This is a genomic window from Sphingobacterium sp. SG20118 (assembly GCF_044740685.1).
In the GTDB taxonomy this organism is placed as follows: domain Bacteria; phylum Bacteroidota; class Bacteroidia; order Sphingobacteriales; family Sphingobacteriaceae; genus Sphingobacterium.
On the sequence record NZ_CP172826.1, the window covers coordinates 1,070,955 to 1,095,625 of the forward strand.

Below are 24,671 nucleotides of genomic sequence, written 5' to 3' on the forward strand. Positions count from 1 at the left end.
ATCTGCTAATCTTTCTTTACCGTAGTCCGAACTGATCTGGGGTAAAATCTGAACATCATTTCTATCCAATATCCAATTTTCCCGCGTTCGAGGTAACCCTTTTCGAATATCGATTTGTGCATGATCATCTGTATAAGGACCTGATGTATCATAAATAGTGACTGGTGGATTGATTTCTACACCACCTTTGCTCAATTTGGTTGGACTTAACGTGATTTCACGCATGGCAACTCGAATTGGAAAAAGTTGTCCTGAGATATAGACCTTTTTCGAATTTGGAAAAGGAGTCTGGGTAATGTTCTGTTCTAACATAATGGTATATTTTAGGTATAAGTGTATTTATCCGCCTTGTGTTGCAGTGATAATGAGAATTGTGTCTTGATTTTTTAGTTGGGTGGTAGACCAAGCTTTTTTAGGAATAACTTGGTTGTTTAGGGCTACAGCAATGCCCTTGCTTTTTTCTGGAAATTCCAAAAGCATCAATCCTTCCAAAGAGGAGGGAGGCTGTGCGAAAAAACGTTGTTGGTGGTTGATTGTGAGTTCCATTCCTTTTAATTTTTTTAATGTAAAAAACTTTAGGAATGGCCACAGTTATGCAGGTATATGCACAATGAAGACATCTTACTTTTCCCTACGCCAGTATGATCCGGATCAGGTTCTAAGGGTAAAATCTCAGCCTGCAAATCTTGCAGACACCCCTAAAGTTTTCACTAAACTAGGGAAAATATTCTAATAAACGAAAAGAAGGAAAAAGTAATCACCGTTTTCATCTTGGATATGGTAGTAACCGAGTTCCTGATTATGTAGTGAAAATTAAATCTGTATTAACAATTAATGGGATAATCAAATCTTTGTTAATACAATAGTAATAGCCTGTTAATATGTGTGTTAAAATGAAGGTCTACATTTGAGGAATTTTAAAATCTACCTATAATGAAAAAGAAATCAAGTTTATTTGCTTTGATAGCTGTAGCTTCTTCGTCGGTATTCGCGCAACAAGACGATACTGTAGTACAGTTAAATGAATTTAGAAACCCTAAGAAAAGAGAAGTTATTAATATTCCAAATGTTAATAATTATCAAGTGTTAAAATGTGACTTTCATATGCATACTGTTTTTACAGATGGACATGTTTGGCCTAATGTTCGTGTGCAAGAAGCTTGGAAGGAAGGACTGGATGCAATTTCTTTTACCGAACATGTCGAGTATACACCACATAAAGAAGATGTGAAACCAGGTAATTTGAGATCTTATGAATTGGCGAAAAATATAGCTGCCGAGAGTAATATTTTACTTATCAAGGGTACAGAAATCACACGAGGTACGCCTCCAGGACATTTTAATGCTTTATTCATTCAAGATGATAAAAACCTTGTAGTTGACAACTCGCCGAGTTTGGATGAAAAGGCTATTCAGGCAGCTGTAGATCAGAATGCATTTATTTTCTGGAATCACCCAGGATGGAAGGCCACTACGATCAAAGGCTCTTACGATTGGGTTCCATTTGTTGAGAAAATGTATGCCGAAAAGAAGTTAAATGGTATTGAAGTTGTCAATGGTTTTGGTTTTCATAAAAAGGCTTTAGACTGGGCTTTAGACCGTAACCTTACGGTTATCGGAAATACGGATGTCCACAATCTCATTGCGCATGATTATGATATCTCCCGAGCTGGTGTACACCGTACGATGACTTTAGTGATGTCCAAAGACCGTTCTGCCGCATCTATCCGAGAGGCTTTGGAGCAAGGTCGTACGATAGCTTGGTCTAGCAATTATCTTTTTGGTAAGGAAGAGCATGTTCGCGATTTATTTCATGCATGTGTTTCTCTAAGTCCTGCATACCATAAGACTGCTTCTGCGAAAAAAGGTGATGTAAATTATTATGAATTAACAAACAATAGTGATTTATATTTTGAGTTAGAGCTTAAGGATGGTAATGCGACGCAAAAACTGACTTTATACCCTGAATCGACACAGGTCTTGACGGCTTCTGCTGGTCAAAGTGCTTTAACTTATGAAGTAGTATCAACATATGTTCGAAGTGATAAGCATCTTCAAATTAAATTAAGCCTGTAATTTCCCCTATTAAATCATGAATAAATTTATACCAATATTTCTATTGGCAGGGATTTCTTTTGCTAATAATTTGCAAGCGAGGTCTAGTTTTGCTATTGAAACGGTGCTCTTGCAAGAACAAGGGAAAGTGACCGGAAAGGTCGTTGATGGACGTGGGAATGCTATTTCTGGCGCTACTGTGGCGATTAAAGGGACGACAAATGTGATTGCAACAAATGATCGTGGTGAGTTTGATTTCTCCGTATCGCAAACAAAGTCGTTTACGTTGACAGTTTCCTGTGTAGGGTTCTCTACTAAGGATTTTCAGATTGAACCTAATCAGCAAATTGTAATCACTTTAGATAATAAAAACGATTTGGAAGAAGTTGTGGTCGTTGGTTACGGGACACAAAAAAAATCAAATTTAACAGGAGCTGTTTCTCAGATTACTTCAGAAGTGCTGGAAAATAGACCTGCACCAAATCTTTCACGCATGTTGCAAGGTACGCTTCCAAACTTAAATCTTAAGATGGTAGATGGTAGCCCTACACGGGGTGCAACTTTTAATGTTCGTGGGACCACATCTATTGGTGCTGGTGGTGCTGCTTTAGTCCTTATTGATGGGGTCGAAGGTGATGCAAATATGGTTAACCCAAATGATATCGCATCTGTAACGGTTCTGAAAGATGCCTCTTCGGCAGCTATTTATGGCTCTAGAGCGGCGTTTGGGGTGGTTTTGATTACGACTAAAGCACCAGTTAAAGGAAAGACAAAAATTGATTTTAATACAAGTTATTCTTTTAATAAACGTACCGTAGAACCAAAATTGGTTACGAATGGCTATGAATGGGCTAAGAATTTTAATGATGGCTTCAACGCTTGGTATGATTATAAATCTACACCAATTTCGGTTAATAATATTTACCCTTTTTCCCTTGAATACCTTGAGGCTTTAAAGCAACATAATGAAAATCCAACTGGTGAGGATGTGGTTTTTAATGAAGCAAAAAACAGATATGAATATTTCGGAAATACAGATTGGTATAACGAAATCTATAAAGATGTCATGCCAGCAACTGAGCAAGCATTGAGTATTTCTGGCGGAGGTGAAAAGGCTTCATATTTATTGTCTGGTCGGTATTACCATCAGGATGGTATTTTTAAATATAATCCAGACAAGTTTAATAAATATAACATGCGTGGGAAGGGAGAGGTTAAGATCAACGATTGGTTAACTTTTCAAAATAATACAGAGATCAGTACCTATGATTATCGCTACCCCATGTTTGCTGATGGTGATGGCAATATCTGGAGACAATTTGAGCATCAAGGTTACCCCATGGCAGTTATGAAAAATCCTGATGGAACGTATACGCATACAGCTGTATATACAGGGGTTGCTTCTTACATGGAAGGGAACAATAAGTCGGATTTAAATAACACCTATTTGCGTAATACTGCAGGTGTAATTATCAAACCTATTGCGGATCTGACTGTGAAAGGTGATTTTACTTATTCAAGAACTTGGGAAAATGAAACGCGCACGAATAATTATTTGAATTATAGTAATGCTCCAGGTGAAATGGCTCGATTTGGGCGTAGCATGTTGCGCGAATGGAATGAAAACACCCGCTATTTGGCTGGGAATATTACAGCGAATTATGTGAAGACGTTTAATGATAAGCATGATTTTAATGGCTTAGTGGGTTATAATGTCGAATCTTCAACCACAAAGGCGTTACGTGCTCAGCGTGACGGTATTCTTTTGGAGAGTAAACCTGACTTCAATTTGATGGATGGGTTGAATTATAATATTACAGGAGGTGGTAAAGAATGGGCATATTTGGGTTTATTTTACCGATTTAACTATGCGTATGATAATAAATATCTGATCGAGTTGAATGGTCGTTACGACGGTTCGTCAAAATTTCCTGAAAATCAACGTTTTGGTTTTTTTCCTTCCATATCAGCAGGTTGGGTGCTGTCGCAGGAGAAGTTCTTTGCACCGGTTAAAGCGGTCGTTAATAATTTAAAATTCCGTGCTTCTTATGGTTCTTTGGGTAATGGAAATGTTGATCCATATCGTTACTTAGAACAGATGAACGTGAGTAAAACTTCTGTGGTCCTCAATGGTGTGCAGACAAGTTATACGAGGTTACCAGGAGTAATTCCAGATGGATTGACATGGGAACGTTCGACCACTTTTAATATCGGAGCAGATGTTGGATTTTTCAACAATAGTCTAAACTTCACTTTTGATTGGTACAACCGGAATACTTACGATATGTTTACCGTAGGGCAGCCATTACCAAATGTTTTTGGTGCTACAGTTCCTTATGGAAATTATGCCGATATGTCGACAAAGGGATGGGAGTTGACCGCTAATTTTAACAGCCAGTTTGAGTTGGGAGGAAAACCTTTTAATTGGGGAATAAATGGTTCACTTTGGGATAGTAAATCTACAATTGAACGATTTAATAACCCGAACAATCTCTTGAGTACTTATTATGTAGGGCAGCAGGTAGGGGAAATCTGGGGATATGAGACAGAAGGATTCTTTACTTCGCTAGATGATGTTAAAAATCATGCAAATCAGAGTTTTATTAAAAACTCAAATAATAATATCTGGTTACCAGGCGATCTTAAATTTGCCGATTTGAATGGTGATGGTGTCATTAATCAAGGTGATAAAACCTTGGAGAACCCAGGTGACCGTAAAATTATTGGAAATAATGAACCCCGATATCAATACGGATTTACACTTTCAGGAAACTGGAACGGTTTTGGACTTTCTGCATTTTTCCAAGGGATTGGAAAACGTGATTGGTATTTTGCTTCTGAGGCAGGTTTATTCTGGGGACCTTATAATAGACCTTATGGATATCAACCAGAGAAAATGATGAATGATATCTGGACTGAAGAAAATACAGATGGTTATTTCCCTCGCTACCGTGGCTATACAGCTCTTGGGGCTGACCGTTCTTTAGGCGCTCCGCAGACACGTTACTTACAAGATGTTTCTTACTTGCGATTGAAAACATTGACAGTAGATTATACCCTTCCGAAAAGTTGGGTCAATCGTTTGAAGATTTCAAATGCTCAAATTTATATGTCAGCGCAGAATTTATTTACTTTTTCAGGACTATTCAAACATTCGGAGAACTTCGATCCCGAAGTAATGGAAACCCCTATTGGCGAATTGACGAATGGATCGGGACAAGGGTATGCTTACCCAATGTTAAAAACGACTACTATTGGTCTAAACTTAACTTTTTAATACGTGATTGTCATGAAGACTAAAAATATAATTTTATTATTACTTGTCGGTTTATTTACGACTTCTTGTAGTAAAGAGTTCTTAGATAAAGAGCCTTTTGATAAGCTTGTTCCAAATTCATATTTTACTACGGAAGCTGATTTAGCTTTATTTTCTAATTCTTTCTATCAAGACTTTATTCCTACAGGCTTGAGTATTGTTCAAGCGGATGAAATGGGTGACTATACCTCCAAGAATAATTCACCGACTTTTATTGCGGGGAATTTTTCGTCAGTAGATCAGGGCTCTTGGAGTTGGACAAAACTTAGAAATGTTAATTATTTTCTTGAAAAGTATAATAACCCTAATATTTCAGAAGAAGCTAGAAATCATTATGCTGGTGTAGCTCGTTTTTTTAGAGCCTATTTTTATTATGAGATGGTCAAAGATTTTGGTGATGTGCCTTGGTATTCAAAAACCTTGACAACTACAGATGCAGACCTCTATAAGCCGCGTGATCCGAGAGCAATGGTGATGGATTCGGTATTAGCAGATCTGGATTTCGCAGTTGCAAATATTCGTCCTGCAAAGGACAATAGTGCTTCGATGATAACCAAATGGGTAGCCTTAGGTTTGAAATCTCGTATTTGCCTCTTTGAAGGAACTTTTAGGAAATACCATGAGGATTTAAAGCTACGGAATACAGCGAACCAATGGTTGACAGCATCAGCTGCAGCTTCAGAGGAAATTATGAAGGGAAGCCAATATGCGTTGTATTCAACGGGGAATCCATCTAGTGACTATAGAACACTGTTTACAAGTGAAAATCCGGTTAGTACAGAGGTTATGTGGGCCAATGTCTTTAATAATTCGATAAAGAGATGGCATGAGATTACCTGGAAGTTTAATTCAGCAACTTATGGAGCGCGCTGGGGTTTAAATAAACAATTTGTAAATACTTATTTAAATACTGATGGAACACGTTTTACGGATAAGGTCAATTATGATCAAATACTATTTGTAGATGAAATGAAAGACCGTGATCCACGGTTAGAACAGACTGTCCGCTCAATAGGATATAAGCGTTCTGATGGTTCTGCTGCCCCACCAAATTTTGGTTATACATTCACGGGTTATCATATCCATAAATTTAGTTTAGATGATAAACGTCTTGATGGAGTTGCAGAAGGGTATAATTCCATTACGATGATGCGTTATGCTGAAATTTTATTGAATTATGCAGAGGCGAAAGCCGAGTTAGGGCCGATGGATCCAGAGATATGGAAACAGACAATTGGTGCTTTACGTACACGTGCAGGTATCAATGCACAAGAACCAGCTGTAGCGGATCAGTATCTGAAAACGGTTTATTTTCCAGAGATATCAGATAAATACTTATTGGAAGTACGTAGAGAACGTGGTATTGAGTTAGTATATGAGGGTTTACGTTATGATGATTTATTGCGTTGGAAAAAGGGTAAATTATTGGAGATGGATTGGAAAGGGATTTATGTTCCAGCACTTGATCTCGAAATGGATTTAGATGGTAATAAAACTCCTGATGTGTGTTTTGTAAAGACTATTCCTGCAAAAACAACGGCAGGAGTCGTTTATTATGTCGTAGATGGTTCTGCAGCAAAATTATCGGAAGGAACCAAAGGTCATATCATTTGGCGATCTGATGAAGAACGGGAATTTAGTGATAAAAAATATTATAAACCGATATCGAATAATGATATCGTGTTAAATGATAATTTAGTACAAAACCCTGGTTGGAAATAAAAAATAGGAATGAAACATAAAGAAAATGGGAAATTAAGTTCTCGTTTTCTTTATGTCTCTTTGCTAACAAGAGTGACGTCCTCCCAATTTCAGGAGTATTCTAAAGTAGAAAAATTTGCTGTTTTGACCTGATTTTCAATAAACATTTCAGGTGTTAAATCCCCTAAACAGTTATGGGGTCTGAAGGTATTATATTTTCCTCCTATTTAAAATTAGTAATTCAATCCCGAATTCTCTACTTTTAAATGCTCCAGTTTTTTGGGAGGAGGTCATTCAATTCTATTCACATGCTTTAGCTAATATTATTATTTAATATTCTATTAACATTACATTTTCTAATTTTGGAAAGGATTTGAAAATTAGATTTTTGTACAGTATCTTTAATTATAAATCTAAATAATCAATAGCTTTTGCGGGAATCATGGATAATATATCAATTGAAGTATTAATTAATATTAAACAGGGTGATAAATTTGCTTTTAAATTGCTATATGAAAATTTTTCGCCATTAATTTTTGATATATCTTACAAAATATTAAAGGATAAAGAAGCCGCAGAAGAGATTGTTCAAGATTGTTTTTTACGTGTTTGGATTAATCGTGAACAGATTGATCTTGAAAAAAATATTTGGGCACTTATTTATTTGTCAGCGAAACGATTATGTTTTAATCGATTAAGAGATTTCCGGATTGCGGACCGGTATTTAAATCAAATCGATTTCGAACCAATAAATGATATAGAACAAAAAATCGATGTCAAGGATCTTGAACGCAAGCTTCAACGATCAATAAATAACCTTCCTGAACAACAAAAGAAAGCTTTAAATTTGAGTAGAGTAGAAGGGTACAGTCATAATCAAATTGCACAAGAGATGGGTATTTCTCCAAATACCGTTAAAAATCATATAAGTCAAGCACTTAAAAGTCTAAGGAAAAGCTTAGTTCAAGCTAATTGTGATTATATTTTATTTATTTTAATATTTTTTTGCTAGTCAACTAGTCGTATCTCGCTAGTTTGGTGTACATAGTATATAGATGTACAACATTGGATAAAAATAGATTTAGTTTTCTCTTTGCCAAATATTTGGCAAACAGTCTTGATGAACAAGAAAGTCAAGAGCTGGATGGATATTTCCAGCAGATGGATGAACATAATTTTGGAGACATTGTAGATGACCAGATAAAGCCTGTTATTGACAATAATTTTGATAAAGATAGGATTTTTGATCATATTATTGAAGTGAGTGCTAAGGCTAAAGCAAAACCTAATATGTTGAGATATGTCTTTTTAGGTAAGGTCGCTGCAAGTGTAGTATTAGTGAGTTTGTTCTCATTTTTTATTATCAGATATACGCAAACTAAGAAAATCACACAAATAGGAGCTGCTCAAAATATTACAATAACAGATATACAATTGCCCTATCAAGAAGCCATGATTACGCTTGCAGATGGAAAACAAATGCTGTTGGATGAAAATTTAAAAGATACCATTCGTTATAAAGGTCTTGCATTTGTGCGTCTTTTGGATGGTACTATTGCTATGAATCAGGATATCTCCAAGTCACACTTTAAACCTCAAGATAAACATCATTTTTCTGCTCCAAAAGGTACTACAATGCGTTTGTTGCTTCCTGATAGCTCTATCGTTTATCTTAATTCAAGTTCAAGTATGGATTTGTATGCCTCATTTGGTCGTACTGAGAGACAATTAGAACTTGATGGTGAAGCTTTTTTTGAAGTCGCCCATAATAAAGATTTACCTTTTGTTGTAAGCGCAAAAAATACGAAAGTAGCTGTATTGGGAACCAAATTTAACCTGTCAGCATATGTGACAGATAATGCTGTAAAAACGACTTTGATCTCGGGGATGGTTGATGTGTCAGCTAACAGCAAACATAAGCAAATAACCCCTGGTCAGCAGGCAGTAGTTGATAGCAAAAATAGTATTGTGGTAGAAAAAACGGTTGATATACGAACAGTTCTAGCATGGAAAGAAGGCTATTTTAGATTTAAGAATGAATCCATCCAAAAAATTATGATTGATTTAGCTAAATGGTATCCAATTGAAGATGTGGATATACGTTTTCATTCAAGTGATAAATTTACAGGGAGTCTAAAACGCTCTAAAAAATTAAAAGATGTTTTAGATGGAATAGAACAAATTTCGGATTTACGATTTGATATTCAAGAAGGGAGGGTAATCGTTATGAAGTAATTCAGAATATCAATTCAGGAAAAGAGAGAATGCGCCAACATTCCCTCTTTAATAGTACCTGGAGCTATAATCAGTTTTATATAAAATTATTAAAACCAAATACCTATTCAAATGTATAAAAATATTACTGCAATCGTGCGGAAGAGACGACGATTGCTTAAGTGTATCCTTATGATGAAAATTATTTCATTTTTGCTTCTTGGAGTTTTCTTGCAAGCAGGTGCCACGACCTATGCACAGAAAGTTACTTTATCAGTTTCGAAGGCAGAACTTGCAGATGTTCTTGCCAAAATTCAGGAACAAACCAATTTAGATTTTCTATATAACAGCAGCCAGTTAGAACATGTTGACAAAATAGATCTTCATGTTAAAAATGAAGACCTTAAAAAAGTATTAGATGCCTGTCTTAATCCGCGAGGGTTATTATATATCGTGCAGAATAATACCGTACTTATAAAAAAAGCGAGCGAATTATCTTCGAATGAATCAGGTGCAAAGCAAATGCAGAAACAATTGCAGGGGCTGGTGTTAAACGGAGACGGAGTACCTTTGGTGGGGGCATCGATTCGTCTATTACATAGTAATATCGCAACAGCATCAAAAGCAGACGGAACATTCGTTATTCCAGTTTTACAAAATGAAGGAAGGGTTTTAATTTCCGCCTTGGGGCACGAAGAGCAAGAAGTTGATTTTAACATTACTGAGAAATTGACTATTCGCTTAGAAAGTAAAATCAGCAATCTTAATGAAGTTGTAGTGGTTGGTTATGGGGTTCAAAAAAAAGCGAATCTAACTGGATCAGTTGCCCAGATTAATGCAGAGGATATCGCCCTTAGACCTGACGCCAATATAGCCAATTCCCTTCAAGGACTATTACCAGGCCTTAATATCCAGATGAATAATGGAGACCCTTCAGAAACTCCAGATATCAATGTTCGTGGGTTTAATTCTATAAATGGTGGAAGTCCTCTAGTTTTGATAGATGGTATTGAGGGAAATATTACTCGTGTCAATCCCAATGATATTGAGTCAGTAACTGTATTGAAAGATGCAGCTTCATCAGCTATCTATGGTGCACGTGGTGCCTTTGGGGTTATATTGATAACAACTAAGACAGGCAAATCAGGTACTACCTCTATTACATATTCAAACAATTATGGATGGACTACTCCAACAGCAAGAACGGACTATGTTACTGATCCCTATGTTTATGCTAAAACCGTAGATGCTGCTTTATTTGGTTATAATGGTACAAGTTATAGCCAGTATAATGACATGGATTGGGAAGCTATTAAAATGGTTTCGAAAGGTGAGATTGCACCTTTTCATGAATTGCAGGCTGATGGAACGAACAAGTTTTTTTATAAAACAGATTGGTGGGATTATCTTTTCCGTAAATACCAGACGTCCAATTTTCATAATATTTCAATTTCTGGTGGTACAGATAAGCTTAGGGGTTATGTATCGGGAAGAATATATAATCGAGCAAGTATCAATAATATCAATAAAGATGCGGGAATGGATCGTCAAAATTTGAAGACTAACTTAGTTTTTAAACCCTATGATTGGTTAGAAGTTTCTAACAATATCCAATTTATTAATGAAGAAGACAAAGATTATGGTGGGTTTTCAAATGGTTTTGGTGGCCTTTGGAGTACTACTACCTGGTATAACTTAATGCCATTTTACCCCAATTTTGTCAATGGTATACCTACTGATATCGGTACAGGTTCTGGAGGTCAAGGTGGTAATGCAGGTTTAGAATCAGGTAAATCTTGGCGTTTGTTTAATAATGAGGAATTTACAAACACATTTCGTGTAGTTGCCAAGCCGCTCAAAGGATTGCAAATTAATTTTGATTACAGCAATCGTATTGAAAATACAAGTAGAAATTTTCGCTTAAATCCTTTTAGTTATTTAGCTGGTAATAAATTAACCCCCCAAACGGTTGGGATTAATAGATTAACCGAATATCGATGGAAAGATAAATATAATGCGCTCAATTTATTTGCCACCTACAGCAAATCTTTAGCCGATAAACATCATTTCAAATTGCTTGCAGGTTTTAATCAAGAAGAATTTGATAGAGATCGAATTGCGGCTGTTGCGGATGATTTATTAGTCGAAGATTTATCCAACCTTGCTTTAGCGACGACGATGAATAGTATTTCCGGCTCAGCCACCAATTGGGCAGTACGTGGTTTTTTTGGTCGACTTAATTATAATTATGATGAAAAATATTTGATTGAAATCAATTCACGTTATGATGGTTCATCACGTTTTCCTACAGATAGCCGTTGGGGATTTTTCCCTTCAGTGTCTGCAGGATGGCAAGTTGATAAAGAAACCTTTTGGCAAAATATCAAAATGTATGTCCCATCAATAAAGTTGAGAGGATCTTATGGGAAATTGGGTAATCAAACTGTAGATGTAAATACATTCAAGGAATTGATGAATGTGCAAAGGAATAATAGTTGGTTGAATCAAGGTAATATGTTGACTGTAGCACAAATGCCAGCACCATTACCAAGTGTCGTAACTTGGGAAACGACCAAAAGTGTAAATTTAGGAGTTGATCTGGGTTTGATTAAAAATAAACTTTTTGTAAATGTAGATTGGTATCGCAAGAATGTTGAAGGTATGTATTTACCTGGAGAACCCTTACCAGCGGTATTTGGAGCAAATGAGCCTAAAGAAAACTATGCAGCTTTGCGCAATGAGGGGTTTGAACTAGGTATTAGTTATCAACATAAATTTGATGTAGCAGGCTCTCCTTTAAATTTTAACGTTACTGCCAATGTATCCAATTTCAAAGCTATAATTACAAAATTTAATAATCCCAATGGCTTGTTAAACTCATATTATGAAGGTCAGCAATTGGGTGAGATATGGGGTTATCGTGTTGACGGACAATTCCAATCGGATGATGAAGCCTTAGCTTACCAAAACTCATTTGCGACTCCATCTACATCCCTTGCTAAAGTTTATAACGATATTTTGAGTGTGATGCAGAATAGTCAGTGGAATCATTTACGTGCTGGAGATATCAAATATTTAGATGTGAATGGGGATGGCAGAATTGATAATGGAAACAACACGTTGAATGATCACGGAGATTTGGAGCGTATCGGAAATGCGATGCCAAGATTTCCATTTGGCCTTAATTTGAATGCAAAATGGAGAAATATTGATATGTCTATTGCAGTAGCAGGAGTTGCTAAACAAGATTGGTACCCTACAGGAGAACTTTATTGGGGAAGTTATCAAAGACCTTATCTTTCTTTCATCCGTAAAGATTTAATCGATAACGCTTGGACCCCAGATCAAAAAGAAAACACTTATCCACAGATTTACAGAGGGTATTCATCACTCCAAAGTGGTCGTTCCTTGTATGAAATAAATGATTATTATTTAACGAATGTCGGATTTCTAAGGGTCAAAAATTTTAGCCTTGGTTATACGCTGCCACAAGAATGGACTCGGAAAGCTAAGATTGATAAATTACGTTTATTTTTCTCTGGTGAGAACATGTTTACCTGGAGTTTTGGTAAGTTGACAAAATATATTGATCCTGAACAAGCAGGTGCTGCGGTCAATTATTCTTTACCAGCTACCGCTGATGATCGCGGAGATCAACGTGCTTACCCGATGGGTAAAACGTATTCCTTTGGTGTAATATTGAGTCTATAAAAAATTAGCATATCATGAAAATATCTATAAAAAATATATATGTTTATACCCTTGTTATTACAGGCTTGTTCATGTCTTGTAACAAGGATTTTCTAAATCGGGCTTCTGAAGATCAAGTCGAAGCGCCATTTTTCTTTAATACAGCCAAGGATCTAGAAGTGGCTACAAATGATTTTTATTCCATGCTTCCCGGCACTGATAATTATACAGAAGATGCTGCTTCTGATAATTTAGTTCCTTTGAATCCACATGCGCGAGTGCGTGGCAATAGATTGGTTCCAGTAGGTAGTGGAACAGGAGGGTGGTCCTGGAGTAATCTTCGCAAGATCAACTATTTCTTGGCCAATTATCAAAAAGTTCAGGATGAAGAAGCTAAAGCCAAATTCAGTGGAATAGCACGTTTCTTTCGTGCTTATTTTTATTATGATAAGGTAAAGACATTTGGAGATGTGCCTTGGTATAGTAAAGTATTAACAGCAGCTGACCCAGATTTATATAAAGGGCGTGATTCGAGAGCCCTCGTTATGGATTCTGTGATGGCTGATTTGGATTATGCGATTCAAAATATTCCAGCAGAGAAACAAGTGAATCTAATCACACGCTATACAGCCATGTTACTGAAAGCGCGAGTAGCTTTATTTGAGGGGACATTTAGAAAATACCATGGTCTAGAAGGTGCCGATGTATATTTAAGCTTAGCAGCAGAAGCATCGCAAATGTTGATCACTTCGGGAGCTTATACCTTATATACTGAAGGAGGAGCTGCTGCAGCTTACCGTAATTTATTTGCTCGCAATCATCAAGACAATATTGAAACGCTATTAGCAGTTGACTATGAACAAGGAATTAAAGTGCACTCTTTGGGATCTTCTTTTACATCAGCGACACAAGGTTCATATGGTGTGCCCAAAGATTTAGTCGAAAGCTATTTAATGACTGATGGTTCAAGGTTTACGGATAAAACCAATTTTAGAACAATGGGCTTTTATCAAGAAATGCAAAATAGAGATCCTCGTTTAGTGCAAACTACCGCAGGTCCTGATTTTCGTGTCAATGGAGAAGCAAAAAATGAACCCGTCAATCTGACGATTACGACTACGGGATACCGCTTGATTAAGGCCTTACCCGATCGCAGTCAATGGACGACTTCTGGGGCATTTTTTGATATAATTTTGTTTCGTTATGCAGAGGCACTATTAATTTTTGCTGAAGCTAAAGCCGAATTAGGAACTCTTAGTCAGACAGACTTAGATCTTTCTATTAATAAATTGAGAGCCCGTGTAGGGATGCCTAATTTAAATCTAATACAGGCAAATGGTGATCCCGATCCCTTTTTAGAAAGCATGTATCCGAATGTTTCTAAAAGTGCATTTAAAGGAGTGATTCTTGAAATCAGAAGAGAACGTCGTGCCGAATTATTCAATGAGGGATTGCGGTGGGACGATCTTATGCGTTGGAAAGAAGGTAATAAGGTTACCCAACCTATGGTGGGTATTTATTTTTCAGGAACAGGATCTTTTGATTTTACAGGCGATGCGATAGCAGATGTTTTTGTGCATACCGGAAATACTTCATCAGCACCTTCGTCGGTTACTTCTATGATCAATATCACCCAGCGCACCCTTCGTAATCCCTTGAATGGTCAACAAAATGCTACTTCAGGTAATATTGATCCATTTCCGCAAGGAGGCCAATTTGATGAGAGCAAAGATTATTTTGCACCGATTCCTACTGAAGATCTACTTTTAAACAAGAATCTAAAACAGAATCCAAAATGGTCAGAGCAATGAGAAATATCATCTTAAAAATCTGTTTCTTCTGGTTGATCTTACCTCAGTTGGGATTTGGTCAATTAACAGGACATCCCCGAAAAATCGGATATGCGTTAGATTTTCAAAAAATCACAAAGGAACGAATGCAGTATGCCAAATCTTTAGGGATTGATTATATCGAACTTTCGGGTATCGGTGCCCTCTTGAATAAAGATTTGACAATAAAAGTTTCAGAACAATATTGGTCAGCTCGCATAGACAGCATTAAACGAATACTGGATGAAACAGGAATAAAAGTGTGGTCTATTCATATGCCATTTTCAAAGCAAATTGATCTTTCCCTCGCTAATGAAGACGAACGAAAATATGTCGTCAATGCACAGATCAACTTACTGTCTATATTACGTCGAGCAGAACCTAATATCATCTTGTTTCACCCCTCTTATTATCTAGATCAACAGGGACGTTCGCAGCGGAAAGATCAGTTAGTAAAATCAGTGAATGAGTTGTACAAAGTCATACGTCGTCATCGTTTAGAAATGGTGGTTGAAAATATGTTAGGCCCCACACTATTGGTCGGTGATAGGGAACGTCCCTTATTAAGAACAGTCGAAGAATGTCAAGAATTATTCAAGCGCTTTCCCAAGAAAGTTGGATTAGCTGTTGATATGTGCCATATAGCAATGTCTGAGAATCTGCTATTGGCATTTGGAAAACGTGTGAAAACCCTGCATGTATCAGATGGTGATGGTACTGCCGAAACACATTATTTACCCTGCAATGGTTTAGGTAAAAATAATTGGAATGAAATTTTTAAAGCCTTGGATTATATCGGGTATAAAGGAGTATTTATGTATGAATGTAAGTTTAAAGACGAACGCGAATTAGTTGATTGCTATCAATTACTACAGGATCGCTATGTCGATACATTACTAAAAAATTAGATGATACAATATGAAAAATATAAATTATTTATACTTAACTATCCTCCTCATATTGGGATTGACAAGTTGTAAAAAGGAGCAAGATCTTTTTGAAGAAAAGTTGCTGACGGGTACCGAATATATAGAAGTGAGCAGTAAATCTGAGGTATATAGTTTTGAAGTACTGTCCAATCAGACTATCCATATGGAGGCGGATGTTGATTGGATCCAGTTGGATAGTCTTTCGTATGAAAAAGGAAAACGAAAAGTTGGTTTTAAAGTTGTGAAAAATGAGGATGACGAACGGTCGGGAATTATAGTTGTTAAGGTGAATGATGAATTGACTAAGCAGGTCCTTATTATTCAGGAATCGGGAAAAGTTCCGGTATTTTTTGTCACAGTAGATGGTACAGGTGATGGTAAATCCTGGAGCTCGCCAACGAACTTAAACACAGCAATCGATCAATCAACAACAAATAGTATTATTTATTTAACAGAAGGCGTATACAAACCATCCAAGACTATTCGCAATGGAGACGCATCAGAGGAAGCTGATAAAACTTTTGAAATTTCAAAAAACATATCTTTAATCGGTGGTTTTGAGAAAGATGCACGACCAGGAGCTAAAGCAGACGCTCGTATTTACAAGACAATTTTGGATGGTAAAATGTCATCCGGAAAAGAGGCTTTTCATACCGTCACAATAACAGCCCCATTTGATGCTGAATCCAAGGTGTATTTAGAGGGATTAATTATTACAGGTGGACATGCTACTGATAGAAGCACCAATACAACTATTAACGGTATTAAATATAGTAGAGGTCAAGGAGGCGGGATGTTGATCGCAAATGCCATCGTTCACTTAAAAAATGTTGAAATATTAGCAAATAAGGCATCAGCAGATAAAGGTACTGCAGGATTTGGAGCGGGTGTTTATGCGTTTTCCGGAGCGAAATTATTGATGGAAGATGTCAAAATCAACAATAATATTAATTCAGCTAATAATGGGGGCGGAATATGGATAAATGGTGCATCTATGATCGCATTTAGATCCCAGTTTAATAATAACTCAGCTAAAGGTACCGCGGGCGGAATCCATGGATATCCAGATGCTAGTATCACATTATACAATTCTGAGGTATTGAATAATAGTAATACTTCTTATGGTGCAGGTGTTTATATGCGTGACAATTCAGATTTGATCATGATCAATACCTTAGTGTCCGGAAATACGAGTACTTCTGTCAATGGGGGTGGAGGAGTGATGTTATATGATGCCAGCAATGCACATATTATAAGCAGTACGATTACAGGAAATAATGTGGTCGGTCCTGGGGCAGGTATTTATAGACGCTCAAAAGCCAACAATCTGACGATATACAACTCGATTATCACCGGTAATAAGCAGATGAGTACCTCTACTGATGTCGATGCATATAGTGACAATGTCGCTGTGATACCTGTTATTAAAAATACGGTTATTACCAGTTCTGTATATGGAGATGCCGGTACCATATTAAGTGGGCAAATATTCTCTCCTTCGACGATGTTAAGTCCGAGTTATCTTCCTATCGGAACAAACAACCCTGCATTAATTTATGGGATCGAAGCGACACAATTATTGGAAATAGCAAATATGTATAACCCTATACTTGATAAAGCAATTGCGTCTGATAAGAATGAGGAGTCTAGAACTTCAAAAGTGATGGGTTTTAAAGTGAAATAATATGTTAAAATTTATTTTTACCACAATTTATGTTGTATTTATTGCTTTCTTAGGATTTGCTAAGCCCAAAAACGTTATGTTGGTTTTGGGTTCAGCAAATTCCGATATTCTAAGCGAACGCATAGAAATTGCTTATCGATTGTATAAAACCCAAGAGATAGATCAGATTATTGTTAGTGGTGGATGCGGTGCACATGGATCCACCATATGTGAGGCTACAGCCATGTCTGAAGGATTACAGCTCAAAGGAGTTCCTCAATTGAAAATATATAAAGAAGAAAATGCTAAAACGACAGTACAAAATTATATTTTCAGTAGGATTCTAAGAGATGAAAAGGGAAATAAAATAATCCAACCTGGAGATACCGTTTTTGTGGTTTCAAATCATTGGCATGCTATTGCTGTTGCAGCAAGATTTCAACAATACGATCAGGTTGTAAGTAGATTTTATATCGAAGGTGCATTACAGCCCAAAACGACAGATAAGCTTGATTATGCATCAATTTTTAATGGTCAAGTGGACAACAATAAGTTCATTATTCGAGGTAAATGGCTGACACCAGATGCAGTTTGGAAAGTAAAAGACTCTACCTATTATTTAATGGATCAATTAATATATGTCACCGATGAGCAAAATCGTTCTTTTGCCTTAAAAGAACGAAAAGATGTTTTCCCTTACTTAGATACCATCAGTAGAGATGGTCAGGTTGCTTTTATCGATGAAGGTGATTTTTGGTGGATCAAAGCAGAAGACGCCCTTCTAAAAGTAGATAAGTTATCTCTGAAAGTCTTAGAAAATAGATCGTGGAATAAATTCATAAAAGACATGCCTATCGCTTGGCATCATAAATCCTTTTCAGCAGGTTTCATGTATCGTAATAAATTAATCTTATTTGCCGATGATATACATTTAGTTGCTGAACGCAAAGGTGATGGTTTTGTGTATGTAAAAGAAGATGTTGGAAATTTATTGTTTCGAAACTGGCCTTTTTCTTGGGGAAAAGGCAATGTATCAGGTGTTTTTAATGATATAAAAAACAAACAGATTGTTTTATATAGAAATATGGAAACCCTTAACCTGGATCCTGAAAAAATGATTATGAAATCTCCAAAACCATTAAAACTTAAATGGATTGAAGAACAAAAAACTAATTAAAAAAATGAAAAATAATATTATATATAGTTTAATCGTCTTATTTCTCTTTACTGCATGCAGTAAAGAAGAAGAAGGTACACAGCTACCTTACGATTATTCCCAAGTAGAACTTGTTGATCTAAAGAAATTAATTGGAGAGACAGCGTGGAAAAAGAAAGAAGTCGCAGACGGAGTAGCATGGAAGTATTTCCATTTTTCTAACATATTTGATTCTAGACAATATGTTAATATATTGGAGATTGATCTGAATAAAGGACTACAACTGGAAATCCCTTATGTAAAATCCAGATTTTTAAAAACTAGTGATGCTGCAATTGCAAATAATGCTCTGGTGGCATTTAATGGTAGTTATTTTAATACGACAACTGGCGGATCCACGGTATTTTTTAAGAACGATGGACAAGTGATTAATAATACGATAAGCGGTTTTAACCCTTATCGTGAAAATGGAGCAATAACAATAAATTCGGCAGGAGCTACACATATTGTTGCAAAACCAGGAACAGGATGGTTGTCTGTCACCGAACCGATTGCCTTAGCAGGTGGGCCACTTTTGATTTTGAATGGGAAACCGTTGTCTCAATTAGATGTGGACTTCAATAGAAATAGACATCCACGTACAGCAGTTGGCATAACTCCCGACAATAAGTTGATGGTTGTTGTTGTAGATGGCCGATCTTCCCAATCACAGGGGCTTACTATTCCTCAATTATCTGAGTTAATGGAAGCACTCGGTTGTACCTCGGCATTAAATTATGATGGAGGAGGTTCATCTACAGCTTGGGTTAAAGGTGAAGGAGTTGTTAACTTCCCTTCTGACAATGATAAATTTGATCACGACGGAGAAAGAGGTGTTGCAACTGTTTTTACCGTTAAACTCAAATAATGCTCTGTAGTGTAAGTAGATGAAATTTACTAAACGTGTTGCTCATAAATGAGTAACACGTTTTTTATATGGGGAAGGTGTTATAGTACTCACTTTCAAAGCCGACACTATTTTATAAAGCCATCTATTGTGACAATTAAAGTTGCTCCTACAATGTTTTAGACTATAAGATATTATGAAGTTTAATGTATTGAAGCAACATAATTGTTTTAGCGTCCTTGATCCCTCCACTTTCTACCAGCTGCATCGCTTCGGTAATATCTAATTCCAAAACTTCAATATTTTCTTCCTCATGATCCAGTCCACCACCTTCACTCACCTTCATTTCTTTTGCATATTCGGCTATAAAGAAATACAAAATTTCCGTAACAGAAACCTGGGGACATATAAGCTTCAAATATCTTTCGTACGTCTGTAATTTTATAACCAGTTTCTTCTTCTGTCTCTCTTCTGATGCAGTCTTCGGCATTATCCTTATCCAATAAACCCGCACAGGCCTCGATTAACATCCCTGTCTCATTTCCATTGACAAATGTAGGGAGTCGAAATTGACGGGTGAGGATAACTGTTTTCTGTTCTTTATTGTACAGTAAAATAGTGGCGCCGTTTCCTCTGTCATAAGCCTCTCTGCTTTGGCTCATGATTGTGCCGTCTTTTTTTGAATATTCGTAAGTTATCTTTCTAAGGACGTACCAATTATCTGACAATACTTTGGTATCTGTGATCTTGATATTATCTATCATGTATTAGGTGTTTCGTGCTGATGTAATTGACAATAATCCTATCTGTTTCTAAGTAGTTTTTGTCCTTATTTGTTGAATAAGTTATCAGTTGATAAAGGTATGAAAATTTACAAATCACTTATATTACTTTTAAAAACCAAAGGATTACGAAAATAGTTTTTACAGGAAGTTTTCTTAAATGGAGGGCGGCTTTTGTAAGGTGCTAAGGAATGATTAAAATCAACTGAGTACCAAATTGGGAATTAAGATAGATATTAGATGAGTTTAACAGGGAATTAATAGAGGGTATCTAGAATTTCACCTCTATGAACTCTCTATGAACCCTTTATAAAACCACTATAATATACCTGTTAAGTTATAAGTTGGTAACACTTAAGTGTGATGTTGAATAGCATATTTTAGATTTTAAAAAATATAGGATATCAACAAGAAAAGCTCATCTTTTGGATGAGCTTTCTTGTACCTAGGGCGGGAATCGAACCCGCACTTCCTTAACGGAAACAGGATTTTAAGTCCTGCGTGTCTACCAGTTCCACCACCTAGGCAGGTGATATTCATGTGGAGCGAAAGACGAGATTCGAACTCGCGACCCCAACCTTGGCAAGGTTGTGCTCTACCAACTGAGCTACTTTCGCATTACTAACAGTCAACTGTTGTTTTCTGTTTTGGTGATGCAAATATAGAGCTAATAATTATAAAAACAAATTTTAATACAAGCTTTAGTGTCTTTTTTTTATAAGCCCTTTTCTTTCAGGAGAGAAGAAATGATATCGCTCTCAAAACCTCGTGACAATGCATATTGAAATAGCTTATTTTTTAGGATATAGGGATCTTTGTCTTTCAAAGATAGTTGCTTTTTATCAATCAGGTCGCTTAGTTTACTTTCGTATTCATCCAGATCTATCTTAGAAAAAGCAAGTCTAATCAAGGGATCTGATACCTTTTTGAATTTTAAGGATTGTTTTATCTTGATTCTACCCCAACTCTTCATTCGCAATTTCCCTAAAGTATAAGCAATGGCAAACCTTTCCTCATTGAGGAAATTTTCCGTTATCAATTGGGAGATGATCTGCTCTACATCTTCTTGGTGCAAACCCCAGTCGTACAATTTATCTCTTACTTCCTGTTGTGCTCTTTCCTGATAGGCACAATAACTTTCAGCCTTTAGCAATGCCTGCTTAGGGCTATAGCTTTTCTTTCTCGTTTTCTCTTCGTCAAACATCTTTACAAATTTCAAAAATATATTGAACTTACTGAAAAAATGTTGAGCTTTGATTGAATAAAACTTTATATAATGTATACCATAGCGGATATTTCGGAGATTGTAGCACCTCAAAGATCGATTATTGTAGCCCATGAATCCATCATTCAAAATTTGATTTATGATACACGTAAGATCATGAATGCAGAAACAGGTTTGTTTTTTGCTTTGGTCAACCGTAGGGATGGGCATGATTTCATCATGGATGCTTACAGCAAAGGTGTCCGAAACTTTGTCTTGCAAAATGATCTACAACAGGAGCTTGTATTGACTGATGCCAATATCTTATGGGTGCCAGATACATTTTTGGCCTTGCAAGCGATAGCTGCTTTTCAAAGAAAGAAATTCAAATCTCCAGTCTTGGGAATAACGGGGAGCAATGGTAAAACCATTGTCAAAGAATGGTTATTCCAATTGTTGTCTCCTGAATACAAGATCTACCGTAGTCCCAAAAGCTACAACTCACAATTAGGGGTTGCATTATCACTTTGGGAGTTAAATGAGCAGTATAACTTTGCCATCATAGAAGCGGGTATTAGTGAAGTAGGCGAAATGGCTAGGTTGGAAAAAATGATTAAACCTACGCATGGTGTATTGACCAATATTGGTGTTGCGCATAGAGAGGGCTTCCAATCTAAAGAGGAAAAAATTGATGAAAAATTAAAACTCTTTACAGATGCGGAAGTATTGGTCTATCCGCAGAAATATTTGGAACATGTCTATATGCCTTCTCAGATTTATAAATTTGCTTGGGGTGATGAGGAGTCCTGCCAATTGGAAGTGTATTCCCTAAAAAAGGAAGACAATCAATCGACCTTGGTCAGTTTATGTTTTTCACGTCAGATCTTTACTGTAAAAATCCCTTTTGTCGATCAAGCTTCCATTGAAAATGCCATTTCTTGCATTGGGGTGATGATTACCTTTGGATATGATGTAAAGGTAATTGCTGAACGTATCGCAACCTTACAGCCAATGGAGATGCGTTTGGAGTTGAAGAAAGGGAAACAGAACAGTTTCCATTATCGATGATTCTTATAGTAATGATTTAGTGGCGTTGCAAATCGCATTGGATTTTTTAAAGCAACAGAAGCAACACTTGCGTAAGATCCTGATTCTATCGGATATTCCAGGTGTTCAGGTAAAGGATGAAAAGACATTTGGTAAATTGAAACGCTTGATTTCGGAGAGTGGATTGACCGAGTTGATTTTTATAGGACCGGTCTTAGGTCAATTGGTTTCTCAGTTTACATTGCCGATAACAAATTATGCAGACACAAAATCATTTCTTGAAGACCTCAAGCATATCAATTATAGCGATGCTACGATTCTGATTAAAGGCGCTCGGGATTACCACTTCGAGCAGATAAGTAAGCGGTTGGTAGCAAAATCGCACGATACGACCTTAGAAATTAATCTCAATGCGCTCGAGCATAACCTCAATGTATATCGCGGATTATTGCCTCCAGGTGTTAAATTAATGGCTATGGTGAAGGCTTTTTCCTATGGTAGTGGAAGTTTTGAAATCGCTAATTTATTGCAGTTTAATCATGTGGATTACTTAACAGTTGCATTTACGGATGAGGGGGTGGATTTAAGGAATGGAGGCATTACCTTGCCTATCGTGGTGATGAGCCCAGATGAGAATGCTTTTGACGCGATAGTGCAGCACAGATTGGAACCCGAAATCTATAGTTTTAGAATTTTGAACTCTTTTATTCGTTATCTAAAGCAACATGATTTGAAGGGATTTCCTGTTCATATCAAAGTAGATACCGGAATGCACCGATTGGGATTTATGCCCGAGGAAATAGAGGCATTGCTAGCTATTTTAAAAAATCAAGAAGTGATTAGGGTGCAGTCCGTATTCTCACATCTTGCTTCTGCAGGAAATGTTGTCGATGATAAGTTTACTGAAAATCAGATTCAGTTGTTGGACGAGTTTACGGCTCAGTTAAAACAGGAATTAGGCTATTCATTTATTCGTCATATAGCGGCAACTTCTGGAATTGCTTTATGGCCTTCGGCTTATTTTGACATGGTCCGCCTGGGAATTGGTCTTTATGGAATAGACTTGGAAAGAGAAGACTTGCCCGTGAAGGAAGTGAGTGTGCTGAAAACGAACGTTACACAGATAAAACAATTGTCGGCTACGGAGACCATAGGGTACAATCGAGCAGGAGTAATACATCGACCTAGTCGTATTGCAACGATTAAGATTGGTTATGCCGATGGTTATGATCGTCGTTTTGGAAATGGGGTCGGGAAGATGTCCATTAATGGACAAATTGTAGCTACAGTAGGCAATATCTGTATGGATATGTGCATGTTGGATGTCACAGATATTGAAGTCAATGAAGAAGATGAAGTTATTGTATATCCTGATATAAAAGAGGCAGCTTTGGCCATTGGGACCATACCGTATGAATTGTTGGTCAATATCTCGCAACGGGTGAAAAGAGTTTATTTTTACGAGTAATTCAACGCATATTTTGCATATTTGTAGGGTCTATAGGAACAAGTAATATGTTGTCAAAATTAGTAAGATCTTTTTTAAATTATCTCATAAAAGGAACCTTGGTGGTCGTTCCTTTAGCTGGTGCTGTTTTTCTAATTGTTTGGATCGTTGCTTCGGTGGATTCGGCATTGAACCTAACCGGTTTATTTCTGGAGGATGAAACTGGACATCCGGTATATATTCCAGGGATCGGTATCTTAACTGTCATATTGATTCTGGTATTGGCAGGAATCGTCTTTACAAACTTTGTAACAGACCCCATTAAAGGGTGGTTAAATCACCAGATCAAACGTATCCCGTTATTGAATACACTGTATTCTTCCATTAAAGATTTTACCGAAGCATTTGTTGGCGATGCCAAAAAATTCAATGTACCTGTATTGGTAAAAGTGAATGAAATAGGGGTGAGTAAAATTGGCTTCTTGACACAGTCCGATTTATCAAAAATTAAGCTGACAGATGAAGTGGTCGTTTATTTCCCATATTCTTACTCATTTGCGGGGCAGGTTGTTGTTGTAAAATCTTCTTTAGTAACAAAATTAGATATGTCCGCTACAGACGCGATGAAACTGGTCGTATCTGGTGGTGTCAGTGGTTTAGAATAAGATACATACAGAAATTTTTATAAAAACAAAAGGGAATCATTGGTAAAATGGTTCCCTTTTGTTTACATTTAACTTGTATTTTAAATC

General features: G+C 36.7%; 18 protein-coding genes, 2 tRNA genes, 1 pseudogene and 1 riboswitch. Of the genes and pseudogenes, 14 read left to right on the plus strand and 7 right to left on the minus strand.

Going from position 1 to position 24,671, the window contains the following annotated elements:
- Positions 1-111 precede the first annotated feature (111 nt).
- Both ACFX5U_RS04980 and thiS read right to left on the minus strand, forming a co-directional pair.
- Positions 112-312, minus strand: a pseudogene (locus ACFX5U_RS04980) (phosphomethylpyrimidine synthase ThiC); the annotation flags it as partial.
- Between the two features lie 27 nt (positions 313-339).
- Entirely contained in the window at positions 340-546 is a 207-nt protein-coding gene (thiS, locus tag ACFX5U_RS04985; protein WP_038696757.1) for a sulfur carrier protein ThiS, read from the minus strand.
- A gap of 65 nt (positions 547-611) precedes the next feature.
- Positions 612-710: riboswitch (TPP riboswitch) on the minus strand.
- Between the two features lie 223 nt (positions 711-933).
- Here thiS and ACFX5U_RS04990 point away from each other — a divergent pair.
- The 11 genes from ACFX5U_RS04990 to ACFX5U_RS05040 all read left to right on the plus strand — a co-directional run bounded on the left by ACFX5U_RS04990 (position 934) and on the right by ACFX5U_RS05040 (position 19,460).
- The gene (locus tag ACFX5U_RS04990) at positions 934-2,076 is read left to right on the plus strand and encodes an Sb-PDE family phosphodiesterase (protein WP_400262662.1); all 1,143 of its coding nucleotides are present in this window, start codon (positions 934-936) and stop codon (positions 2,074-2,076) included.
- 16 nt (positions 2,077-2,092) lie between these two features.
- Entirely contained in the window at positions 2,093-5,332 is a 3,240-nt protein-coding gene (locus ACFX5U_RS04995; protein ID WP_400262663.1) for a SusC/RagA family TonB-linked outer membrane protein, read from the plus strand.
- Positions 5,333-5,344: 12 nt separating this feature from the next.
- Positions 5,345-7,093 (plus strand): RagB/SusD family nutrient uptake outer membrane protein, encoded by a 1,749-nt coding sequence (locus tag ACFX5U_RS05000; protein WP_400262664.1) that lies wholly within the window; start codon positions 5,345-5,347, stop codon positions 7,091-7,093.
- Positions 7,094-7,514: 421 nt separating this feature from the next.
- Complete coding sequence (locus ACFX5U_RS05005) at positions 7,515-8,084, plus strand: RNA polymerase sigma-70 factor (protein ID WP_400262665.1); 570 nt, start codon at positions 7,515-7,517, stop codon at positions 8,082-8,084.
- Between the two features lie 53 nt (positions 8,085-8,137).
- Positions 8,138-9,307, plus strand: a complete 1,170-nt coding sequence (locus ACFX5U_RS05010; RefSeq protein ID WP_400262666.1) for a FecR family protein — start codon at positions 8,138-8,140, stop codon at positions 9,305-9,307.
- Positions 9,308-9,478: 171 nt separating this feature from the next.
- A complete protein-coding gene (locus tag ACFX5U_RS05015) occupies positions 9,479-12,997 on the plus strand; it encodes a SusC/RagA family TonB-linked outer membrane protein (protein ID WP_400262667.1) in 3,519 nt (1,172 codons plus the stop codon).
- 14 nt (positions 12,998-13,011) lie between these two features.
- Positions 13,012-14,787 carry a RagB/SusD family nutrient uptake outer membrane protein gene (locus ACFX5U_RS05020; RefSeq protein WP_400262668.1) on the plus strand — a complete coding sequence of 592 codons (1,776 nt, stop codon included), beginning with the start codon at positions 13,012-13,014 and terminating at the stop codon, positions 14,785-14,787.
- Positions 14,784-15,713: a sugar phosphate isomerase/epimerase family protein gene (locus tag ACFX5U_RS05025; protein WP_400262669.1), complete on the plus strand. Its 930-nt coding sequence runs from the start codon at positions 14,784-14,786 to the stop codon at positions 15,711-15,713. Before ACFX5U_RS05020 ends, ACFX5U_RS05025 begins: the two co-directional genes overlap by 4 nt.
- A 10-nt stretch (positions 15,714-15,723) precedes the next feature.
- A complete protein-coding gene (locus tag ACFX5U_RS05030) occupies positions 15,724-17,418 on the plus strand; it encodes a right-handed parallel beta-helix repeat-containing protein (protein ID WP_400262670.1) in 1,695 nt (564 codons plus the stop codon).
- Position 17,419: 1 nt separating this feature from the next.
- The gene (locus tag ACFX5U_RS05035) at positions 17,420-18,574 is read left to right on the plus strand and encodes a YdcF family protein (RefSeq protein ID WP_400262671.1); all 1,155 of its coding nucleotides are present in this window, start codon (positions 17,420-17,422) and stop codon (positions 18,572-18,574) included.
- A 4-nt stretch (positions 18,575-18,578) separates the two neighbouring features.
- On the plus strand, positions 18,579-19,460 hold the full coding sequence (locus ACFX5U_RS05040) for a phosphodiester glycosidase family protein (RefSeq protein WP_400262672.1): 882 nt from the start codon (positions 18,579-18,581) through the stop codon (positions 19,458-19,460).
- Between the two features lie 163 nt (positions 19,461-19,623).
- Here the strand turns inward: ACFX5U_RS05040 and ACFX5U_RS05045 are convergent, their stop codons facing one another.
- From ACFX5U_RS05045 to ACFX5U_RS05065, 5 genes are all read right to left on the minus strand, one after another.
- A complete protein-coding gene (locus ACFX5U_RS05045) occupies positions 19,624-19,785 on the minus strand; it encodes a hypothetical protein (RefSeq protein WP_400262673.1) in 162 nt (53 codons plus the stop codon).
- Positions 19,772-20,203, minus strand: coding sequence for an NUDIX domain-containing protein (locus ACFX5U_RS05050; RefSeq protein WP_400262674.1), 432 nt, complete (start codon positions 20,201-20,203; stop codon positions 19,772-19,774). Before ACFX5U_RS05050 ends, ACFX5U_RS05045 begins: the two co-directional genes overlap by 14 nt.
- A gap of 460 nt (positions 20,204-20,663) precedes the next feature.
- Positions 20,664-20,748: transfer RNA gene (locus ACFX5U_RS05055), tRNA-Leu, on the minus strand.
- A gap of 14 nt (positions 20,749-20,762) precedes the next feature.
- Positions 20,763-20,838 (minus strand) — tRNA-Gly (locus ACFX5U_RS05060).
- Between the two features lie 98 nt (positions 20,839-20,936).
- Positions 20,937-21,425, minus strand: a complete 489-nt coding sequence (locus ACFX5U_RS05065; RefSeq protein WP_038696765.1) for a regulatory protein RecX — start codon at positions 21,423-21,425, stop codon at positions 20,937-20,939.
- A 72-nt stretch (positions 21,426-21,497) separates the two neighbouring features.
- Between ACFX5U_RS05065 and ACFX5U_RS05070 the strand changes: the two genes are divergently transcribed.
- From ACFX5U_RS05070 to ACFX5U_RS05080, 3 genes are read left to right on the plus strand one after another with little or no spacing between them, the layout of a single operon-like run.
- Positions 21,498-22,493, plus strand: coding sequence for a Mur ligase family protein (locus tag ACFX5U_RS05070; RefSeq protein WP_400262675.1), 996 nt, complete (start codon positions 21,498-21,500; stop codon positions 22,491-22,493).
- A 19-nt stretch (positions 22,494-22,512) separates the two neighbouring features.
- Positions 22,513-23,940, plus strand: coding sequence for an alanine racemase (gene alr / locus ACFX5U_RS05075; protein WP_400262676.1), 1,428 nt, complete (start codon positions 22,513-22,515; stop codon positions 23,938-23,940).
- 47 nt (positions 23,941-23,987) lie between these two features.
- Positions 23,988-24,584 carry a DUF502 domain-containing protein gene (locus ACFX5U_RS05080; RefSeq protein ID WP_038696768.1) on the plus strand — a complete coding sequence of 199 codons (597 nt, stop codon included), beginning with the start codon at positions 23,988-23,990 and terminating at the stop codon, positions 24,582-24,584.
- Positions 24,585-24,671 lie beyond the last annotated feature (87 nt).